20 protein-coding genes, 2 pseudogenes and 1 CRISPR repeat array are annotated in these 19,938 nt (G+C 47.9%); of the genes and pseudogenes, 9 read left to right on the forward strand and 13 right to left on the reverse strand.

Features of this window, described 5'->3' with window-relative positions; translation table 11 throughout:
• The first annotated feature begins 85 nt into the window (after positions 1-85).
• The 3 genes and pseudogenes from ACSYSY_RS06900 (at position 86) to ACSYSY_RS06910 (ending at position 2,046) form a co-directional block, all read left to right on the forward strand.
• Positions 86-391, forward strand: coding sequence for a hypothetical protein (locus ACSYSY_RS06900; protein ID WP_491706839.1), 306 nt, complete (start codon positions 86-88; stop codon positions 389-391).
• An 18-nt stretch (positions 392-409) separates the two neighbouring features.
• A pseudogene (locus ACSYSY_RS06905) lies at positions 410-1,158 on the forward strand (alcohol dehydrogenase catalytic domain-containing protein).
• A 126-nt stretch (positions 1,159-1,284) separates the two neighbouring features.
• On the forward strand, positions 1,285-2,046 hold the full coding sequence (locus ACSYSY_RS06910; RefSeq protein ID WP_491706840.1) for a glucose 1-dehydrogenase: 762 nt from the start codon (positions 1,285-1,287) through the stop codon (positions 2,044-2,046).
• Between the two features lie 14 nt (positions 2,047-2,060).
• Here ACSYSY_RS06910 and ACSYSY_RS06915 read toward each other — a convergent pair whose 3' ends face one another.
• The 4 genes from ACSYSY_RS06915 to ACSYSY_RS06930 form a co-directional block, all read right to left on the reverse strand.
• Positions 2,061-2,960, reverse strand: coding sequence for a LysR family transcriptional regulator (locus tag ACSYSY_RS06915; protein ID WP_491706841.1), 900 nt, complete (start codon positions 2,958-2,960; stop codon positions 2,061-2,063).
• A 331-nt stretch (positions 2,961-3,291) separates the two neighbouring features.
• The gene (locus ACSYSY_RS06920) at positions 3,292-4,359 is read right to left on the reverse strand and encodes a WD40 repeat domain-containing protein (protein WP_491706842.1); all 1,068 of its coding nucleotides are present in this window, start codon (positions 4,357-4,359) and stop codon (positions 3,292-3,294) included.
• The gene (locus ACSYSY_RS06925) at positions 4,356-5,348 is read right to left on the reverse strand and encodes a CobW family GTP-binding protein (protein WP_491706843.1); all 993 of its coding nucleotides are present in this window, start codon (positions 5,346-5,348) and stop codon (positions 4,356-4,358) included. The genes ACSYSY_RS06920 and ACSYSY_RS06925 overlap by 4 nt, the downstream gene beginning before the upstream one ends.
• A gap of 127 nt (positions 5,349-5,475) precedes the next feature.
• Positions 5,476-5,850, reverse strand: a complete 375-nt coding sequence (locus ACSYSY_RS06930; RefSeq protein WP_491706844.1) for a winged helix-turn-helix transcriptional regulator — start codon at positions 5,848-5,850, stop codon at positions 5,476-5,478.
• 99 nt (positions 5,851-5,949) lie between these two features.
• Here ACSYSY_RS06930 and ACSYSY_RS06935 point away from each other — a divergent pair, with 99 nt between their 5' ends.
• On the forward strand, positions 5,950-6,969 hold the full coding sequence (locus ACSYSY_RS06935) for a zinc-binding alcohol dehydrogenase family protein (protein ID WP_491706845.1): 1,020 nt from the start codon (positions 5,950-5,952) through the stop codon (positions 6,967-6,969).
• A 186-nt stretch (positions 6,970-7,155) separates the two neighbouring features.
• On the forward strand, positions 7,156-7,941 hold the full coding sequence (locus tag ACSYSY_RS06940) for an SDR family oxidoreductase (protein ID WP_491706846.1): 786 nt from the start codon (positions 7,156-7,158) through the stop codon (positions 7,939-7,941).
• 68 nt (positions 7,942-8,009) lie between these two features.
• Here the strand turns inward: ACSYSY_RS06940 and ACSYSY_RS06945 are convergent, their stop codons facing one another.
• Entirely contained in the window at positions 8,010-8,951 is a 942-nt protein-coding gene (locus ACSYSY_RS06945; RefSeq protein WP_491706847.1) for a transketolase family protein, read from the reverse strand.
• Positions 8,944-9,774: a transketolase gene (locus tag ACSYSY_RS06950; protein WP_491706848.1), complete on the reverse strand. Its 831-nt coding sequence runs from the start codon at positions 9,772-9,774 to the stop codon at positions 8,944-8,946. Before ACSYSY_RS06950 ends, ACSYSY_RS06945 begins: the two co-directional genes overlap by 8 nt.
• 293 nt (positions 9,775-10,067) lie before the next feature.
• Between ACSYSY_RS06950 and ACSYSY_RS06955 the strand changes: the two genes are divergently transcribed.
• The gene (locus ACSYSY_RS06955) at positions 10,068-11,015 is read left to right on the forward strand and encodes a sugar-binding transcriptional regulator (protein ID WP_491706849.1); all 948 of its coding nucleotides are present in this window, start codon (positions 10,068-10,070) and stop codon (positions 11,013-11,015) included.
• A 33-nt stretch (positions 11,016-11,048) separates the two neighbouring features.
• On the opposite strand, the gene ACSYSY_RS06960 is transcribed toward ACSYSY_RS06955, so the two are convergent.
• Positions 11,049-12,554: an FGGY family carbohydrate kinase gene (locus ACSYSY_RS06960; protein WP_491706850.1), complete on the reverse strand. Its 1,506-nt coding sequence runs from the start codon at positions 12,552-12,554 to the stop codon at positions 11,049-11,051.
• Between the two features lie 234 nt (positions 12,555-12,788).
• Here ACSYSY_RS06960 and ACSYSY_RS06965 point away from each other — a divergent pair, with 234 nt between their 5' ends.
• From ACSYSY_RS06965 to ACSYSY_RS06975, 3 genes are all read left to right on the forward strand, one after another.
• On the forward strand, positions 12,789-12,911 hold the full coding sequence (locus ACSYSY_RS06965; protein ID WP_491706851.1) for a hypothetical protein: 123 nt from the start codon (positions 12,789-12,791) through the stop codon (positions 12,909-12,911).
• Complete coding sequence (locus ACSYSY_RS06970) at positions 12,904-13,326, forward strand: gp16 family protein (RefSeq protein WP_491706852.1); 423 nt, start codon at positions 12,904-12,906, stop codon at positions 13,324-13,326. The genes ACSYSY_RS06965 and ACSYSY_RS06970 overlap by 8 nt, the downstream gene beginning before the upstream one ends.
• Positions 13,327-13,548: 222 nt before the next feature.
• The gene (locus ACSYSY_RS06975) at positions 13,549-13,980 is read left to right on the forward strand and encodes a hypothetical protein (protein ID WP_491706853.1); all 432 of its coding nucleotides are present in this window, start codon (positions 13,549-13,551) and stop codon (positions 13,978-13,980) included.
• A gap of 79 nt (positions 13,981-14,059) precedes the next feature.
• Here the strand turns inward: ACSYSY_RS06975 and ACSYSY_RS06980 are convergent, their stop codons facing one another.
• From ACSYSY_RS06980 to cas5e, 6 genes and pseudogenes are all read right to left on the reverse strand, one after another.
• Positions 14,060-14,245 carry a hypothetical protein gene (locus tag ACSYSY_RS06980; RefSeq protein ID WP_491706854.1) on the reverse strand — a complete coding sequence of 62 codons (186 nt, stop codon included), beginning with the start codon at positions 14,243-14,245 and terminating at the stop codon, positions 14,060-14,062.
• Positions 14,238-14,732: pseudogene (locus ACSYSY_RS06985) on the reverse strand (KilA-N domain-containing protein); the annotation flags it as partial. The pseudogene ACSYSY_RS06985 and the gene ACSYSY_RS06980, both read right to left, overlap by 8 nt.
• A gap of 59 nt (positions 14,733-14,791) precedes the next feature.
• Positions 14,792-16,955: a CRISPR direct-repeat array (repeat unit 29 nt; unit sequence CGGTTCATCCCCGCGTGTGCGGGGAACAC).
• Between the two features lie 121 nt (positions 16,956-17,076).
• Positions 17,077-17,391 carry a type I-E CRISPR-associated endoribonuclease Cas2e gene (gene cas2e, locus ACSYSY_RS06990; protein ID WP_491706855.1) on the reverse strand — a complete coding sequence of 105 codons (315 nt, stop codon included), beginning with the start codon at positions 17,389-17,391 and terminating at the stop codon, positions 17,077-17,079.
• Positions 17,372-18,331, reverse strand: coding sequence for a type I-E CRISPR-associated endonuclease Cas1e (cas1e, locus tag ACSYSY_RS06995; RefSeq protein WP_491706856.1), 960 nt, complete (start codon positions 18,329-18,331; stop codon positions 17,372-17,374). Before cas1e ends, cas2e begins: the two co-directional genes overlap by 20 nt.
• 3 nt (positions 18,332-18,334) lie before the next feature.
• Positions 18,335-19,072: a type I-E CRISPR-associated protein Cas6/Cse3/CasE gene (gene cas6e, locus ACSYSY_RS07000; protein ID WP_491706857.1), complete on the reverse strand. Its 738-nt coding sequence runs from the start codon at positions 19,070-19,072 to the stop codon at positions 18,335-18,337.
• Entirely contained in the window at positions 19,069-19,932 is an 864-nt protein-coding gene (cas5e, locus tag ACSYSY_RS07005) for a type I-E CRISPR-associated protein Cas5/CasD (protein ID WP_491706858.1), read from the reverse strand. Before cas5e ends, cas6e begins: the two co-directional genes overlap by 4 nt.
• Between the last annotated feature and the right edge of the window lie 6 nt (positions 19,933-19,938).

Genomic DNA, 19,938 nt, shown 5'->3' on the forward strand with positions numbered 1-19,938 from the left:
TGGCAATAACGCACTCTTTTTAAACCTTTTGTTAAAATCTGGTTCGTAAAATAACGACATATCTGAAAAGATAAGGTCGTTATCAATGAAATTACTGAGAATAGTCATTTTAAGTGCGTTATTTATATCTTTCCTATCGCCTGTGATGGCTGATGATTCACAAAATAACCCGCCTATACAAAAGGCCCAGACTCACACTAAAAAACACGCTCATTCACATAACCAGACACAACAGAATAATTCTGCCTGCGGGCGAAAAGTCTGGCTGAATACACGCAGCATGATTTACCACTATCAAGGCAGCCCCTGGTATAACAACACCAAACAAGGCGAAGAGCTTTGCGAAAAAGACGCCATCGCCAAAGGCGCTCGTGTATCGCGTAGTAATTAAAAATGATATTTATAGAAAATGACGATGAGATTGCCACAGCCTGTGGCAGCAGGACGCGACCTTCTGGTTGAGATCAAAGCGGTTTCTGTTAACCCGGTTGATGTCAAAATCCGCCAAAGTTTCCAAAACGATCAAGGCCGTATTCTGGGCTGGGATGCCGCTGGAATCGTCGTTGCTGTAGGTGAAGAGGTCGAAAATTTTTCGATTGGTGATCACGTTTATTATGCTGACGTCCTCAATAGAGCTGGCACAAATGCTGAGTTTCATCTGGTTGATGAAAGGCTTGTCGGCCGGAAACCATAAGCTGGGTTAAAGACTTCGGCACTCATTACGTGATTGATCATAGTCGTGCCCTGACTCAGCAAGTGTCTGACCTGCCCGTCAAAGACCCAAAATATGTTTTTTCGACAAATGAGACGCTCCAGCACATCAATGACATCATCACACTCATAGCGCCCCAGGGTCATTTTGGCTTAATTGACGCCCCTGACGTCCTCGATGTTGCTCCCATGAAAAAGAAAAGCTTGTCCCTCTATTGGGAATTAATGTTCACACGCTCTCTCTTCGAGACCCCCGATCAGGCGGAACAAGGTAAGATTTTAAAGCAGGTTTCAAAACTGGTTGACAAAGTCACCCTGCGCACCACACTCGCGACCAGCTTCGGCTCCATTAACGCCACAAATTTAAAACGCGCGCATGCTTTGATTGAAAGCGACAAAGCCAAAGGGAAAATCGTGCTTGAAGGGGTTGGTTCTAAGGAAGAATAAAAAACCAACCTGCACATTATCATTTATGGATTAAAACGATAACGTCATGCGTATTATAGCATCTAATCATAAAGGATAGACCGCTTCATTCTTATTCCCTTCAATAAAAACGAGGGGAATAAGACCATGCCGCAGTCATTTTCAGGAAAAATCGCGTTTGTCACAGGAGCCGGCGCCGGGATGGGACTAGCAACGGCCAGAGCATTTGCTCAGGCTGGAGCCTCTGTCGTTCTGGCCGATGTAAATTTTGAAGCCGCGGCTAGAGCCGCAGAAAAATTAATGCAGGAAGGGAAAGAAGCTCTCCCCCTAAAATGTAATGTTGCCCATGAAGACGACGTCCAATCTGCTATAGAAGAGACCTTACGTCATTTTGGAAAGCTTGATTGCGCCTTTAATAATGCGGGCGTCATTAGCCAGCATCACAGTACTGTTGATCTTCCCGAAAGCGAATGGGACCGCATCATGTCTGTTAACTTAAAGGGCACATATTATTGCCTTAAGCATGAACTTCGCCAGATGTTAAAACAAGGTCATGGGGCTATTGTCAATTCATCTTCGATTGGGGGATTAAACGGGGTAGCTGGTCTGCCAGCTTATATTGCATCAAAGCATGGGGTTATAGGTCTCACAAAATCAGTCGCGCTTGAATGTGCCACCAAAAACATTCGGGTTAATGCGGTATGTCCGGGAGTGATTGATACACCTATGCTAAACGGGCTGACGCATGGTGATGAAGCCGCAAAAGCAGAGCTGGTCAAACCCCAGCCCATCGGCCGTTTGGGAAAGCCGGAAGAAGTGGCTCATGCCGTCCTTTGGCTATGCAGTCCCCAAGCCAGTTTCGTGCTGGGACATGCGCTCTCAGTTGATGGTGGTTATTCCGCACAATAAGTAAACCACCTGGATTAGGAAGACCCCCTATAACGTAAAGCGTCAACAACCAGCCGGAACGCCGCAGAAGAGTGTCTTCGGCTGGGATAATATAAATGATAACCTGGGAAAGAGGGGCACCAATTCTCTAAAACCCGGATTAATCTTTTATCATTTACATAAGGCTGAGCCTGGTCCTCCATAACGCAGGCCAGACCAAATCCATCCAGCGCCGCCTGAAGAACCATGGGCACCGTATTAAATATAAGAGATCCCTCTACGCGAACGTGAAGTGCACGTTTCCCTTTTTCCAATTCCCACGCATAGACACCACCAGCGCTCGATAAGCGCAAATTAATACATTTATGCTGAGATAAATCTTTCGGCGTTAAGGGAGCCGGATGATGTTCAAAATAGGATGGGGCCCCTATGACTGCCATACGAAGTGGTGGACCGATAGGAATCGCGATCATATCACGAGCGATGGTTTCCTCCAGTCTGACACCAGCATCAAAATGTTCAGAAACAATATCGGTTAATCCGGACTCAATTTCCAATTCAACATGTAAGTCAGGATAGTCTGGCAAAATTTTCCGAAGAACGGGCCAAATGACAGTCGTTGCCGCATGTTCTGACGTTGTGATCCTGACGGTGCCCGCCGGTTTGTCCGAAAGCTCACTAAGAGAAGCCATCTCATCAGCGATCATTCCGAGAGCGGGAACCAGCTTTTGTAGCAGCCTTTCCCCAGCTTTTGTCAAAGCAACAGAACGGGTTGTGCGCGCCAAAAGCCGCACGTTCAACCGCGTTTCCAATCGTCTGATCCTATGGCTTAAGGTCGATTGCGAGGTGCCCAATTTTGCTGCAGCCCGTGTAAAACTCTGCTCCTCAGCAACCCTCATAAAAGCATTAAGATCAACCAGATCCTCACGGCGCATAGTACGTTCCTTGATACGTTCTTTTCATTGCAAAAAATAATGAACGTTCACTATAAGGGAAAAATCAAGAACAACGTCAGCGAGTCATCTGTGCACAAACCGGGAAGACGCCGTTTATCCTGCTGAACGTATAATATTCACCGAATCATCTCCACATGTGCGGGGAACACTCTTCTCGGAAGTTATTGTTATTCCTAACAAAAATACTGTCAAGAAATCCACAAATTATTTTGCCTAATAATTAGGTTCTCGTAGTCATTAAAAATGATATTTATAGAAAATGACGATAAGATTGCCCCATCGTCATTTTTAATTACACTAACAGTATCTTTTACCCCTCCGCAGAGAGATCCACGACGCCGCAATAGCCTTCTTCTGTCCCAAAAGCCATCATGCCGCCATCGGGGGAGAAGCTGAGGGATGTGATCGCACCACGAGCGATGCCTTTGCTTTTAGCACCGCGACAGACGGGGATGGCTCTTTGCTCTTCACCACCAATTTCAGCAATGATGATCGCGCCATCTTCGTAACCGATCGCAACAATATCCTGCGTGGGATGTGTTGCGACAACCGTGCTGAAGAGACCCGGAAGACGGGCCAGTTCGAGTGGTGGTTTGCCCATGGGGCCGCCACCAAAGAAAGGCCAGAGAACGGCAGCATCGGCCCCGGCTGTGGCCAGCCAGCGTCCTTTGCGTGTAAACTCCATGGAACGCACCTGTCGGGGATAACCGCTCATGCGCATATTATGCCCATCGGATAACCGCCAGCCATGAAGCTCATTTTCCTGCATGGAGGTCACAATCGCTTCATTCTCAGGATGGATCACAACCCCGATATGACTGCCCTTCCATTCATAGGAACGTGGCGAGCTTTCCTTTGCCTTGACGAACCATAAGGACACGCCATTATAATGAGAGGCTGCAATTTTCAGCCCCTTTTTATCAAAGGCAATCCCCGTCACAGTTGAGGGATGTTCCAGGCTTTTCAGCTCTTCCTTCCCTGCCGCGTCACGCAGTTTGACCTCTTTTTTGACTGAAAAAGCATAGTGAGATGGCGTGCTTGCAAGCGTCTCAATCCAGCCTTTGCCCGTATAGAGTTCTTCATGGCTTCCATCAGGAAGGATTTTGAGCACACGGCCATCCTCTCCTCCTGTCAGGAAGCTGTTCCCCTCACATCCTTGAGCAATGGAAAGACCACCATCATGCAGCGTCAGTGTCTGCCATGTTTCGGGATCGCGCATCATCAGACGGTTCATCAGAACAACTTCACCATCTGACGTCAGTGCCGCAATCATTTTGTTATCGCGGGAAACTTTTACGCCGATTACAGGGCTTTCAAACTGCCTCTCCGCACCGCGGGTTGCGAGCACTTCGTGGCTTAAAGGATGTTCGCTACTCATGAAGCAAGGCAGCTTTCAAAGCCGCGACGCAGTGCCGGCCTATTGAGATTACGGCCGATAAAGACGAGGCGGGATTCCTCATCAGTGGAGGGATCTTTTGCCTCACCAATGAAATCACCATCAGCCATCATATGCACAGCCTGGAAAGCAAAACGGCGCTTTTCCCCTTTAAAATGCAGGATGCCTTTGGCCCGAAGGATATCGGGTCCCTGCTCCTGAAGAATTTTCCCGATCCATTCATGAAAGCGCTGCTCATCAATTTCGCCTTTGAGGCTGAAAGAGACGCTATAGACACCCTCTTCATGATGATGATGGTCGCTTTCCAGAAAGTCCGGCATGGTCGTCAGAGCACGATTGAGATCAAAACCGCCTTTATCGAGAATATCAGCCAGATCTGCCTGACCACGCTCTACTTTATGAATCTGCGCAACTGCATTGATGGAACGGATCTTTTTGATAATCTCTTCCTGCTTCGCCGCATCAACAAGATCACATTTATTAAGAATGATCACATCAGCAAAAGCAATCTGATGAACCGCTTCAGGGCTTTCTTCCAATGTCGGGAGAATATTATATGCGTCAATCACAGTGACGACCGCATCAAGCCGTGCCTTGTTGCGGACATGCTCATCAACAAAGAACGTTTGTGCAACGGGGGCAGGATCAGCCAAACCAGTCGTTTCGACAATAATGCCATCAAAACGACCACGTTTGCGGAGTAATTTCGTAAGAATACGGATGAGGTCACCCCGAACGGTGCAGCAAATGCACCCATTATTCATCTCGAAAACTTCTTCATCCGCATCAACAACGAGGTCGTTATCAATACCAAGTTCGCCGAACTCATTGACAACAACGGCATATTTACGCCCGTGATCGGTCGTAAGGATATGGTTGAGCAGGGTCGTTTTTCCGGCCCCCAGAAACCCCGTCAAAACAGTAACAGGAACGGTGTCCTGCGTTTCATTCTGCTGTTCTGAAACCGTCATGAATCTGTTCCTTTATTATAAAATTTCAACATATCAAGACGTTCAGAATACGCTTTTTGACACATAATGGGAGCTTTATTTTTACCCGAAAATACTGAAGAACCGACCAGAAAAGAGATTCCAGATATCATGTCTCACTTTTCTTTTCGGAACATTCCTCCTTCTTCCCAAACCCTCCATAACGATCACCCCACTCCTTGAGCGCCATTATAACCGGCTCCAGAGTACGCCCGTGATTCGTAAGACTATATTCTACCTTCGGGGGAACCTGGGCATACACTTTACGCGCTATAAAACCATGGAGTTCCAGATCACGGAGCTGAGTCGTCAGCATACGTTGGGTAATCATGGGCAAACGTTTGCGAATCTCATTAAAGCGTAATGTCCCCTGAAAGAGGTGGTAAAGGATGACGCCTTTCCATTTTCCATCAATCAGTTGCAATGTCGCTTCGACAGCACAACCAGGGCTACATTCCAGGGTTTTATGACGAATACGGGGCATAATGGTATCATTTCCGATACTATGAGCGATTTATGTGCGTTCTTGTCTTTAAGAGACGTAGCACCTTACTGTTCCTTTATTCAATAAAGGAGCTAGACTATGCGTGCTGTTATCTTCAAAAAATCTCTTCCTATTGACGCCCCTGAATCCCTACGTGACGTTACATTGCCACAGCCGGTGGCGACAGGACGTGACCTTCTGGTAGAGATCAAGGCGGTATCGGTTAATCCGGTTGATGTTAAAATCCGCCAAAATGCCTCTCCCCAGACCGATCAAGGGCGCGTTCTTGGATGGGATGCTGCCGGAATTGTCGTGGCACGAGGAGAGGATGTCGAAAATTTTTCAGTTGGAGACCATGTTTTCTATGCAGGTGCTTTAACGCGGCCAGGCACAAATGCTGAATTTCATCTCGTTGATGAAAGGCTTGTTGGCCACAAGCCGCAAACATTAAACTGGGCAGAGGCAGCCGCCCTCCCCCTGACCTCTCTCACCGCTTGGGAAATGCTTTTTGATCGTTTTAAAATCACTCATAACGACACCACCCAAAAAGAGACCCTCCTTATTATCGGCGGGGGCGGAGGGGTCAGCTCTATGGCGATACAACTGGCACGCGCATTAACCCCTCTGGATGTTATTGCAACAGCCTCACGACCGGAAACGCAAAACTGGGTTCGGGACCTTGGTGCGCATTATGTGATTGACCATAACCAGCCTCTCGCCGCACAAATGGACAGGCTGCCGGTTAAGGCGCCACACTACGTCTTTTCAACAAATGAAACGCTTCAACACATCGCTGATATTACGTCATTAATCGCACCACAAGGCCATCTTGGATTGATTGATGACCCGGAGTTTCTTGATGCTGTCCCATTAAAAAAGAAAAGCCTGTCTCTTCACTGGGAGCTGATGTTCACGCGGTCTCTATTCAATACAGGCGACATGGCTGAACAAGGGAAAATACTCGATAAAATTTCAAACCTTATTGAGTGCGGAGACATACGCACCACAATTGGAGCACATTTTGGAACCATTAACGCAGAAAATCTGAAACGTGCCCATAGCGTCATTGAAAGCGGCAAAACAAAAGGGAAAATCGTTCTTGAAGGATTTTCACCCTAAAATCGACAAAATAAAACCAAGAGTGTCCATTATTAATTTATAAATAATGGACACAATAACATATAAATAAAAGTATTTACTATATTAAAATATATAGTATCAATAATCCATTATTATACACGTATATGTGTATTTATAATTAATATATAGGATGTATTATTATGTCATAACAAAAGGAGTTTTGTTGTGATTGATAAAAATTTCTCTCAAAATTTATTCTCCCTGAAAGATAAGGTTGCATTTGTTACAGGTGCCGCCAGCGGTATTGGCCAGATGGTTGCCTATGGCCTGGCAAGTGCCGGTGCCAGTGTCGGATGTTTTGACCTGGTTGAAGAAGGCGGCCTTACCGAAACGGTTAAAAATATTGAATCCATCGGCGGAAAAGCCTTTCCGGCAACGGGAGACGTGCGCAGGATTGACGATATGCGCCAGGCAGTTGCAAAGGCTGTGTCGCTTTATGGCAAGCTTGATATTGCGGTCAATGCTGCCGGAATTGCCAATGCCAATCTTGCTCTGGAAATGGAGGAAGACCAGTGGCAGCGCGTGATTGATATCAACCTCACCGGAGTCTGGAACTCCTGCAAGGCAGAAGCCGAAGCCATGATTAAAAGCGGCGGTGGTTCGATCATCAATATCGGTTCCATGTCCGGCGTCATCATCAATCGTGGCCTCAATCAGGCGCATTATAACGCGTCCAAAGCCGGTGTGATTCACCTTAGCAAGAGCCTTGCCATGGAAATGGTCGGCCAGAATATCAGGGTCAATTCCATCAGCCCCGGCTATACGGCCACCCCTATGAACACCCGCCCGGAGATGGTTCATCAAACCAAAGAGTTTGAAGACCAGACCCCCATGCACCGTATGGCCTCCGTGCAGGAAATGGTCGGACCGGCAATTTTCCTTGCCAGTAAAGCATCCTCTTACTGCACAGGCATTAATCTGCTTGTTGATGGTGGATTTTGCTGTTGGTAACGGAGCTGAAAACTTCCGTGGCGTCAGGATCATCTCCTGATGCCACGGAAATTCCATAACCAAGCTTCTCATTTCTCCAACATTGTCAGAGCTGTTTCAGTAATGCCTTTGGCATCAATCTTGTGATAAGCCCGCATCGCTTTACGGTCCGCTGCCAAAGCATAGCCCCCATCACGGATACCAAGGCGCTTCAGACGGCCATTGAGCCCATGCTCTGCCATGACTTCCGCAATCAGACTCCCTAAGCCGCCATTGATATTATGTTCCTCTACCGTAATAATATGCGTCATATCCGCAAGAGAGGCGACCAGCTCTTCACTATGGCAGGGACGGATTGAGGGGAGATCAATTAATCTGGCAGAAATTCCCATATTTTTCAGCAAAATAACAGCATCTACAGCTTCATGGACAACAGAGCCCATGGCAACCAGAGCAATATCATCCCCTTCAGATAAAAGAACGGGAGCCCCTGGGGAAAACTGGTAGGATGGATCGTGAATTTCAGGCAAAGCCTTCCCATCCATACGGATATAGATTGGCCCGTCATAAGCAAGGGCATAATCAATAATCTGCCTGCATTGACACGGTGATGAGGGGGCGAAGATCTGGATATTTCCAAAACCGCGCATGATTGAAACATCATCAACAGCATGATGAGTACTGGCAAGCGGGCCATAGCTGGCTCCGGCGTTCAGGCCGAATAATTTAACGTTAGTCTTATTATAACAGATATCGACTTTTACCTGCTCATTTGCCCGTGAAACAAGAAAGGGTGCGGCATTACACGTGACGGCAATTTTCCCTGCCAGAGCGAGCCCGGCGGCTGTACTGACCATCGCCTGTTCGGCGATCCCGACATTGACCAGCCTGTCAGGAAATTTCTCCATGAAGGATGCAATTTTAGCCGTTGATGTTGAATCGGCCACCACAGGAATCAGATCAACACCTCTCTCAACAGCCTCAATAAAGGCCTCTACCATTACATTGGCGAAATGTTTTGCTTCACTCATCTTTCAGCTCCTCCAATGCCTGTTCAATTTCAGCACCTTTAGGGACGCGATGATGCCACTCGGCCTTACCGGCAATAAAAGAGATGCCAGCTCCTTTTGTTGTATGGGCAATAACGATGTTGGGTTTTCCTGTGCGGGGCAGATGTTCAAGAGTCTCCACAATGGAAGCCATATCATTTCCCTGACATTCGGAAACTTCCAGACCAAAAGCCTGCCACTTTTTATCCAAAGGATCCGTCGGCAGAATATCCTGCGTTTTCCCCGCAAGCTGCAAACCGTTTTTGTCATTAATAATGACAAGATTATCCAGCCCATATTTCACCGCGACCAGAGCAGCCTCCCAGTTACTGCCCTCATCGAGTTCTCCATCGCCTGTAATCAGGAAAATACGGCGTGGATTACGGTCTTTTTTCGCCGCAATCGCCATCCCGACCGCGACAGGAAATCCGTGACCCAAAGCCCCTGTATTGAGCTCAATCCCCGGCGTTTTCTGCCTGACAGGATGACCTGGCAAATGTGAATCCGCATGCTGATAAGTTGAAAGCCACTCTTTGGGGAAATAGCCAGCCTCTGCCAATACGCAATAATAGGACCCGACTGCATGGCCTTTGGACTGAATATAAATATCACGCAAAGGATCATTCAGCCGGTCTGGTGAGCAATTGAGAATACGGAAATAAAGAGCCGTCAGAAGGTCAGCCTGCGACAGATCAGCCCCCGTATGCCCCCCCGCAGGACTATAGGCATTCAGTCTGATAATATCACGCCTGACCTGGCGGGCTTTTGTTTCAAGCTCAGGAACTGATAATTTGAAGGGATTCATGATACCTCCTGGAACTCTTTATCTGCAAAATAATTTACTATTGAATATATATTCACATAAGAGCGCTATGAATGATCAGAGAAAATGCGAAACATCAGGCTTGTTTTACGAGAAAGAGTCCTGCATATTCTTTGAATAAATATTCAATAATGGTTTTATATTTTCATGCTAGGTTTTCTATAAAAACTTGTCCAGCCTGTTTAATGCTGAACATTTCCATAATCAGGCTGTTTCACATCTTTTTTACTTATTGTCAGACGCATCACTCATAGGACATTCAAAAAGGTCAGCCCATGTCACGTCAGGATGAACAGAGACTTCTCGTTAAAATAGCCAGCCTTTATTACCTTGAAGGACTGAAACAAACCGAGATTTCGCAAAAGCTCTCTCTTTCCCAATCCTTTATTTCCCGTGCTCTGACACGCTGCCAGCAGGAAGGAATTGTCAAAGTCAGCGTCATCCCTCCCTCAGCCATGCATATTGATCTGGAAAAGAGCATTCAGGAACGTTTTAAGATCAGACAGGTTATATGCGTTGATGTACAAGCTGATGAACCGGAACAGATGGTTAAAAGAGCCATCGGTTCGGCCGCTGCCCATTATCTTGAAACGCGGCTTAAACCCACTGATCTGGTTGGGATTTCTTCCTGGAGCTCAACCATTCGCGCAATGGTTGATGAACTCCATTCAAACACACTAAAAGCACAAGGTGTCATCCAGCTTCTAGGAGGTGTTGGCGCGAATGGAAATGTGCAGGCAACACTTCTGACCCAGGCATTGGCCCAACAGCTTCATTGCGACGCATGGCTCCTTCCCTCTCAATCAATCGAACAATCCGTCAGTGCCCAGAAAACACTTATGGCAACCCCTGATGTCTCCCATGTGCTTGATCGCTTTGACGAAGTCAGCATTGCCATTGTCGGGATTGGGAAGCTTGAACCTTCACAATTACTGAAAAATTCCGGCAATTATTATGATGAAGCCATGCTTGAACGATTAGCCGAACGTGGAGCGGTCGGAGATTTATGTCTGCGTTATTTCGACCAACAGGGTGAAGCGGTCCTCAATGAAGATGAGGACCCTGTTATTGGCATTTCCCTCGATAAATTAAAAAAATGCACGCATAAGATCGCTCTTGCCGCGGGAAAAGATAAAATCAAAGCCATATGTGGGGCCTTGAAGGGCGGTTATATTGACGTTCTCATTACAGATTCCCTCACAGCTTCAGAAATCATGAAATAGCCCCAACTGAAAACTTCCCTATGCGGCACCAGATTACGGCTGCCAGCGAGCCCTTTTCACAGCGAGCTGCCATTCGTTCCATCTTTTCTGCAAACGCTCATGTCGTGAAGGATCAGGCTTGAACTCTGTATGATGTCCGGCAAATTGCGCCATCTCACAGGCACTGAGCTTTTCATAAGTTTTGCGTGCCAGAAGCGCTGCCCCCAATGCTGAAAGTTCGACAACATCGCTCCGCATCACCGAGCAGCCCAGTAAATCGGCCTGATACTGCATGAGCCAGTCATTACGCGTTGGCCCCCCATCTACCATCAGGGCTTTTAAGGCAAAATCGGGATGGTGCTTCATCGCTGCGATAACATCAGCGATCTGATAGGTAATGCTCTCCAGAGCGGCCCTGACAAGATGAGCACGTGTCGTCCCCCGTGAAAGACCGCAAATTATGCCGCGTGCCTGATCGTCCCACCATGGGGCCCCCAGCCCTGTCAAAGCAGGAACAAAATAAACCCCTACTGTAGAGTCAACAGAAGCAGGGATGCGTGACATCTCTTCTGAGATCGTCACATGGTCGGTCGTAGCCATGCCCGTTACCTCACACATCCAGGCGACGGCATCACCCGTATGGGCGATATTTCCTTCCAGACCATAGGTCACGCTCTCACCATCATCCCATGCGATCGTTGTTGCCAGCATTTTGATCGACGAGCAGGCCTCCTTTACGGGAGCCATTACGGAAGAGCCGGTTCCATAGGTTGCCTTGACGCATCCCGCCTTACCCATGGCATGGCCGTAAAGAGCTGCATGTGAATCCCCGATCATGGAGAGGATCGGCAAACCGTCAGGAAGTGACGCTAAACCTTGTGTATAACCAAAATATGAGCTGGACGGACAAACCTCCGGGAGGGCATGCTGCGGAATCTGGAATAAAGAAAGCATCTCTTTATCCCAATCACCTTCAACAATATTATAAAGCTGAGTACGGGAGGCGTTTGAAACGTCACATTTGAAACTTTTCCCTCCCGTTAAATTCCATAAAAGCCAGCTATCAATCGTGCCAAGACAAATCTTTCCCGCTTCAGCCAGTTCAAAACCTTCAGGCCATGATTCAAGCAGCCAGCGCATTTTGGACGCAGAAAATAGCGGCGCAATCGGCAAACCGGTAATAGAGCGGACCTTTTCCTGATAAGCGTTCTGACGAAGTTGTTCGCAAAATTCAGCCGTTCTGGAACATTGCCATGTCAAGGCAGGGCCGATTGATCGGCCAGTATCACGATGCCATCCAACCACCGTTTCACGTTGATTACTGATTGCGATCCCCGCAATACGTTGAGGATCAAGCTCTTTAATGACGTCCCCCAAGACACCCAACGAAGCTTCAATAAGGGCTTCGCCTGATTGCTCAACCCACCCATCCTGCGGGGTCATGATCGTCAGAGGGCGGGAAGCTTTAGCCAATATCCCACCATCACGCCCAACAGCAATCGCCTTGGCGTTTGTTGTCCCCTCATCAAGAGCAATGATGATATCCTTTAAATGTTCCATCCCAGAACCCCAAAGAAAACTCATTGCGCTCTTCAAACAGAGCTATGCAGGCCTATAGTCTTTCATCGTAAAACAGAGCGAGCATAACAGAGCTCCCTGAATGTGACACGCCCAGCGAGCCGGTTTCACCTAAAAGTGAGAAAGTTTCATTCTTATCATACAAATGCAAAAGAAAAGTCAGAGACCATTCTCGCGTATGCGGGGAACACAATACAGGCCACGCTCTTTTTTTAGATGCAGCTGGATAATCCTTATCTGGAAGAAGACGCTAAAAAATGGATTTTCAGGCACCTCACAGAAGCCTGTAATGCTCTTGATGAAGTCAGGCAGATCCTGAAAGGAGACGATCATGCCTGATCGCCGCAAATTGCTGGCTTCCATTCACATAGCCCGCAAAGCCCTGGCATTGGAGAAGGAGATCTACCACGCTCTTCCCCACCGGGTAACAGGCAAAAAGTCCGCCAAAAACATGACAGAAAGCCAGATGCGGAACGTTCTGGCAGAGTTTAAACGGTTGGGATGGAAGCCGGAAAAACACTTCAAAGGTGCTCTTTCCATTCACCCGGACGTGCGGAAAGTTTTCGCCCTCTGGAAAAGCCTGTCGGCTCACCTTGAGTGCAAAGGATCAAGAAGCGGTTTGCGGGCGTTTGTCGAGCGTATGAGCGGCGTTTCAGACCCAAATTTCCTGACAGAACCGCAAGCACAAAAGGTCATTGAAGCGCTGAAGGCTATGCAGAACCGTTATGGGATGGGGTTCCATCGAGTGGGCTGACTGATGATCTTTATATGATCCTCAATTAGGTAATTAAGGATCATATAAACCATAAAAGAACAGAAAACATGTGCTATTATAAATCGAGTTGATCTTTAATATTTTACAATATTCCTTTTCTTCTTGCACATATATAAAAAGTACGTGAAAATACACGACCACTTAAATTGTTTTGTGGTGATTCTTCATTAAATTATGAATGTAATATTTCAGGAGAATAATATGAGTTTTTTTAAAAACGGAATAATTATGAGAGAAATTGAGAAAAAAATGTGTGCTTCTGGTATTAGAATAATGATTATTTTAAAATACGAGGCAACGGCACGATTTCCTCTCTATCCAGATAAAAAGGAAGGGCATTATAGATATCTTACATGGCCGGATATTGTTCTTAGATTACCGTTTTCTGAGAAGATATGTAAGGAATCTGTAACTATATACCTTGGTGGTGCAAATTCCAAAATGTTGTCTCAAATTCCGCCTGAATATATGGACTTTGTCAAAGGTCCTGTTCCTTATTCATGGTGGGAGGATGTTATGCAATTATGTATTGATGACGGACTAATTTGTCATAAAGAACTCCCCATTAATGGAGAAATGAAACATTGTTTTAAGATCACTGATAAAGGAATAAATGAAATAATTGGCATATAGGAAAACAAAAATAACAAGATAGATAAGACATATCTATTTCAAGCTACCCTATGAGTGTCATAAGGTAGCTTTTTTATTATTAAGCGTTCTTCTGCTCTGTTTCCATTTCAGAGATGGTTTTATCCATTGTGGTTTTAATCGCACTAAGGACAATATTGAGGCCGTAAACGGCTTCATTCCCTAATTCCAGGTCATTACGGGCAACGACACCATCCAGTAACAGGGTGATAACGGCAGAAGCATCGATGAGGGAAAGATCAAGCATTGTGTGACCCTTTCTCAGTCAGGTCAAAGAGGCTTCTGTTTTCTGAAAGAAGGTTCATTTCTTTAAGCGGGTTGATGACCCAATGTTTTTCAACTCCCAGCCCGGCACGCTCAGCGGCCTGCCTTGGTGTGCAGCCACAAATAAGAGCCACCTGCATCATCTGCCGGAAGGCATTGCTCATATTGCGAAAGCGTGGGGGCTCTGATGTGGTGGATGTGACAGGAACCGGAATGTCGCCCTTATTCTGCATCATGGCATCAAAGGCACGGATGACCGTTAGATGGAATTTAGGGCTAATCCACATGGCATAAGCATAGAACAGTTCTTTGCAGACATATGTGCCCGCCTTATTACCCCCTATAATTGTGGAAATTGGCTGTTTCCCGTCAAAGCAGGAATTCCTGCTTTGAGAGTTTTCCGCCATTTCTTGTGCAAGTTTTCGCGCTTGTTTGTTAGCAAGCCATAAGCCCGGATGTTTACTATTTTCGCCACCGCTTGCCTTATGGCAATCATTTAAACAAAAACGCCCTTCAGCATCCTGTTTAACGGTTCATCCCCGCGTGTGCGGGGAACACCAGGACCTTCTTATCTGCTTTCTTATTGCGCACGGTTCATCCCCGCGTGTGCGGGGAACACCGTTTTCCTTGGAACGCGTCCTATTAATTTAGCGGTTCATCCCCGCGTGTGCGGGGAACACTTTTAACTCACCTCTTATGAAAACTCTTTTACCGGTTCATCCCCGCGTGTGCGGGGAACACATGCTGCATATTGACTATTTGCGCGTTAGCTTCGGTTCATCCCCGCGTGTGCGGGGAACACGTGCGAGGGCCTTAATGCGCCGTTCCTGTTCCCGGTTCATCCCCGCGTGTGCGGGGAACACTCGTTCGTGATACGAAACGAGGCTACATCACGCGGTTCATCCCCGCGTGTGCGGGGAACACGACGTGTGGCACGCTAAAATAAGACAGGATTTCGGTTCATCCCCGCGTGTGCGGGGAACACGGGTATCCCCAACCGACAAAACACCGGCGGGCCGGTTCATCCCCGCGTGTGCGGGGAACACCAATATTAGATGAAATTGATCTCTCCTCAGAACGGTTCATCCCCGCGTGTGCGGGGAACACTCACGCTTCCCTTCAAAAATTTCCTGGGCAATCGGTTCATCCCCGCGTGTGCGGGGAACACGACCTATAACCCTCAAATGAAACCCGGGAAGCCGGTTCATCCCCGCGTGTGCGGGGAACACACGGAGTAAATATCGAGACCGCCGGAATTGAGCGGTTCATCCCCGCGTGTGCGGGGAACACAATACGATTATACGAAATACAGGAATTGATCCCGGTTCATCCCCGCGTGTGCGGGGAACACTCTTTTATCACTGGCTCCACAACCGGGGCCGGCGGTTCATCCCCGCGTGTGCGGGGAACACGTGTTCATTGTGCCTACCTCTATAACTCTAACCGGTTCATCCCCGCGTGTGCGGGGAACACTCGGTGTTTCCGCGCTGTATCGTCTCAGGCAGCGGTTCATCCCCGCGTGTGCGGGGAACACACAGCCTCAGCCCATATCTGTAGCCTGTCACGCGGTTCATCCCCGCGTGTGCGGGGAACACGTATTTAAGATAGTTCAGAACTTTCTTATCTGCGGTTCATCCCCGCGTGTGCGGGGAACACCAAGGCGAATCTGCTCAAGATGATTTTTCTGGCGGTTCATCCCCGCGTGTGCGGGGAACACAAGGTAAGACCGCGGAAGAAGTATCACAGATACGGTTCATCCCCGCGTGTGCGGGGAACACCCGCCGTCTGTCCAGTCGGTGCTCAAGCAACCCGGTTCATCCCCGCGTGTGCGGGGAACACAGCCGGAGTCGTAGCACTCACAGGCGTCCCATCGGTTCATCCCCGCGTGTGCGGGGAACACTGAGTGAACTCAAGCGTCTGCGGCTCAAGCCCCGGTTCATCCCCGCGTGTGCGGGGAACACTGAGTCGGTTTATCAAATACAGCCGCCACAAACGGTTCATCCCCGCGTGTGCGGGGAACACTTTGAAGTAAAGGCGCTTATCATGTTTTGTGCCGGTTCATCCCCGCGTGTGCGGGGAACACTATCGGCCAGCCTACGGAAGGCGCACAGTGGACGGTTCATCCCCGCGTGTGCGGGGAACACATATCATAGATCAATCGAAAGCCTGTCGGTTTCGGTTCATCCCCGCGTGTGCGGGGAACACGAAGGAAAAACAAAATGAGCCACAGGAAACAGCGGTTCATCCCCGCGTGTGCGGGGAACACTTAACGGGTATGACTATTTTGAAGTAAAGGCGCGGTTCATCCCCGCGTGTGCGGGGAACACGGTTTGGAGAGGTACGCGGGCAGCCCGCTTATCGGTTCATCCCCGCGTGTGCGGGGAACACTAGTTTACCCTCTAACCGAGGCAGAGAAGCGGCGGTTCATCCCCGCGTGTGCGGGGAACACGCATAAGTGAAGGGATTGACCTCATCCCTTCCCGGTTCATCCCCGCGTGTGCGGGGAACACTTCCTGACCATCATCTAACGACTTCTTCAATGCGGTTCATCCCCGCGTGTGCGGGGAACACCATCAGACTCAATATCAACCAGGATAAAACGCCGGTTCATCCCCGCGTGTGCGGGGAACACATATCCGGGGTCCATTGGCTGTCGCGGCTACACGGTTCATCCCCGCGTGTGCGGGGAACACTCTTGTTGGAAGCTATTGTTATTATAGGAGAAAAATACTGTCAAGAAATTTACCAAATTATTGCCTAAATAATAGGCATTAAAAGCTTATTTAAATTCTTATGCGAGGATATGTAAAAAGGTCAGCGTGTCGGGAAGATGATCGTGGCAGGTAAAGCGGCTTCCGGGCCGAATGCAACCAATTTCAAATCATCAAAATCAACGGGAACACGACGATTGGCGCCACATGTATCAAATTCAAAACCTGCATCATTTGGAGCAGACCAGACAATGACAGCATTTCCTTCCTCTATGGCTGAACAAACTTGCTGCCAGATCATTTCTCTGACTTTCCGGCCATATGAACCGACATAAACTCCCGCTCTGATCTCCAACAACCATACAGCAAGACGCCCTCTCAAACGCGGAGGAGCATTTTCAACCACGATGACCAGCATCACCCAATCCTTCCGGATCTTTAAAAGCAACGGGCATTGCTTCCTCATTTGCTTCCGGCATGGTTAGCTCACCTGCTGCCAACACCTCAGCAATAAGGGGGATGAGTCTATTCAGGATAGATTTACGCCGGAAAGCATCCCGGCAACGTCTTCTGGTTGTGCTCACAGGGTCGGAAATAACCCTGCCATCGAGTGGTTTATTTTTTTGCACTGCTGCAGCTACGCGAAAAGCCTCAGGTACAACTGTTTCAAACTTAACGATGTCAGCAATATCATACACGAAGCTTTGAGGTTTCCCTGTATGAAGAAACCCAATAGCAGGTGCATAACCGGCCGCCAGAATAGCCGCTTCCGTAATTCCGTAAAGCGATGACGTCGCTGCCGAAAGGCAACGATTTACAACATTGGCCGTATCCCAATCACGGGGATTATAATTCCTTCCATCCCACTCGACACCATACTGATGTGCCAAGTGGATATAGGTCTTCCTGACTCTACTACCCTCAATTCCTCTTAACTGGTCTACAGAACGTTTGTCAGGAGCATCTTCCTCAAAGCGCAAGGCATACATTTTGCGAACCACTTTTAACCGGGCTGTATCATCTAAAGCCAGTTTTGCCTGAAAAAGAAGTCGATCAGCACGAGCTCCCCCTGGCTGACCGGCTGCATAAAGCCTTACCCCTGCTTCACCAACCCAGATCAGCAATGTCCCGGCCCTCGCCGCAAGCCATACAGCTTTATGACTCACTCTTGTACCTGGCTCCAGCATCAGACACGCCAGGCCACCAATAGGAATGTGCATTCGCGTCCCATTTTTATCAACGAGGACAAACGCTCCATCCAGCACATCCAACTGCCCTTTTTCCACGAACAGAATAGAAGAACGTTCTTTCAAGGGAATGGGACGTGGCGGTGGAAGGCCTGTAAGCTTATCCGACATATGTTATGAGGCACGACGTATGAGCATAAGGCCACAACCAAAGGCTTTCGCTCTGCCAAAACCTTCTTTTATTTTCTTTATAAAAACTTCCGGTTCAGTCACATGTAAAATACCCGTCAGGTCCATAACGCCGAAAGTAGCCGGGGCAGATTTTCCTTGCCTTGGAAGGCGTAAAACACCGCAAGACGTCACCGTGAAATCTTCGGTCAAGCTGAAACCGGCTTTTTCTCCTTGCTTTGAAAGCCACGTCATTGCTGCTTCTTTTGTTAATTCAACTCTTTTTTCAGCACGTTCTGCTTTAGTAAGTTTATATAAAGCATCCATGACAACATCTTCTCTTTTCCCTCTTATCCGAGTATTATGTGAAGAAGATGCCTCTTTTCTGGAGATTGTTGCGTTAACATAAAGCTGAAAGCGCAGCTTATCACCTTCCTTTAACTGTGGATCAAAAGATTTACTTTCGACGTCGAAAAGAGCGTGTTTATTATCAGGTAATCGTTCTGATAACGTAATATATGATCCATCTCCAGTCTCCCGCCACAGAAAATCACGTCTGCGATCAGGTTCATCACCGAATAAAGACCAGATCAGGGAATGGGACATGACAACATTTTGTGCGTTCTTATCGCCCCTTTCTTTTCGCTGCTCAGGAACGCGCCTCATCTGCTGCAAAAGTTTTGTAATTGTTTGAACTGACGGCTGATGACTGATCGAAACACGAGAAAGGAACAGACCACTCATAGCTGCTCTCCTTGCCCGGACATGGTTAAAACAGCTTCTTCCCGCAGACCAAACTGCCAATCTTTTCGTGATAAAGGTTGGTCACGACGTGTAATACGGTGTCTCATAACCCAATCCCCACCATATGTTTTGACATCCGCTACGTCCATGACAATAACAATCTGTCTTTGTTCTCTGGACTGTGAAACTGCCTCACGAATATGCCGGTCGTGATATAAAGTAACCGATTTTTCAGAAATACTTTCTTCCTTCTGATCGGTCGCTTTCTCTCTTTCTCGTCGTGCATAACCAAAAGAGAGTTCCATCTCTTTCCCGCTATTACGCCGCTCCCATAAAGCCTCTGTAGCAGAAGCATCTTCCACGATTTGTGGAGCAAAAGATAAGCCAAGAGGACAGGATTTACGTCCCAGATAAGGCGCAAAAACGGGCCTCTTCATAGCATTTTGAATATCGGCTAATGACCATGGTCCTTGATCATCACGTAACCATAAAGCTCCAAGGTGCCAGCTCCCTGTCCGATACTCACGGCGGGACAGAACCGTCGCAATATCTTGCGGATCAACAGAAAGCTCTTCCGCTCGTGTTGCGTAGGTCCTTTTCCTCGTGCCCGGTGGCATTTGCGCAGTCTGGTAATCAATCAACAACTCTCCAGCGGCTTCGCAGAGAAGAGCCACAGCATAATGATCTGAAAGTGCGTGATGTTTTTCTTCTTCCTCACGTGTCAAACCAAGGCAACCAGCAATAAGACCCAAAATAGCTGAACGTGCAGGCCTGGTATAACCATCACGAAGACCGCCAACAGCAATATCTCCAAAAGAGGCCATAGGCGCTATAAGGGCAAATGTCAGGAATTGTCCCATAAAATG

Source organism: Aristophania sp. ESL1100 (assembly GCF_058511235.1).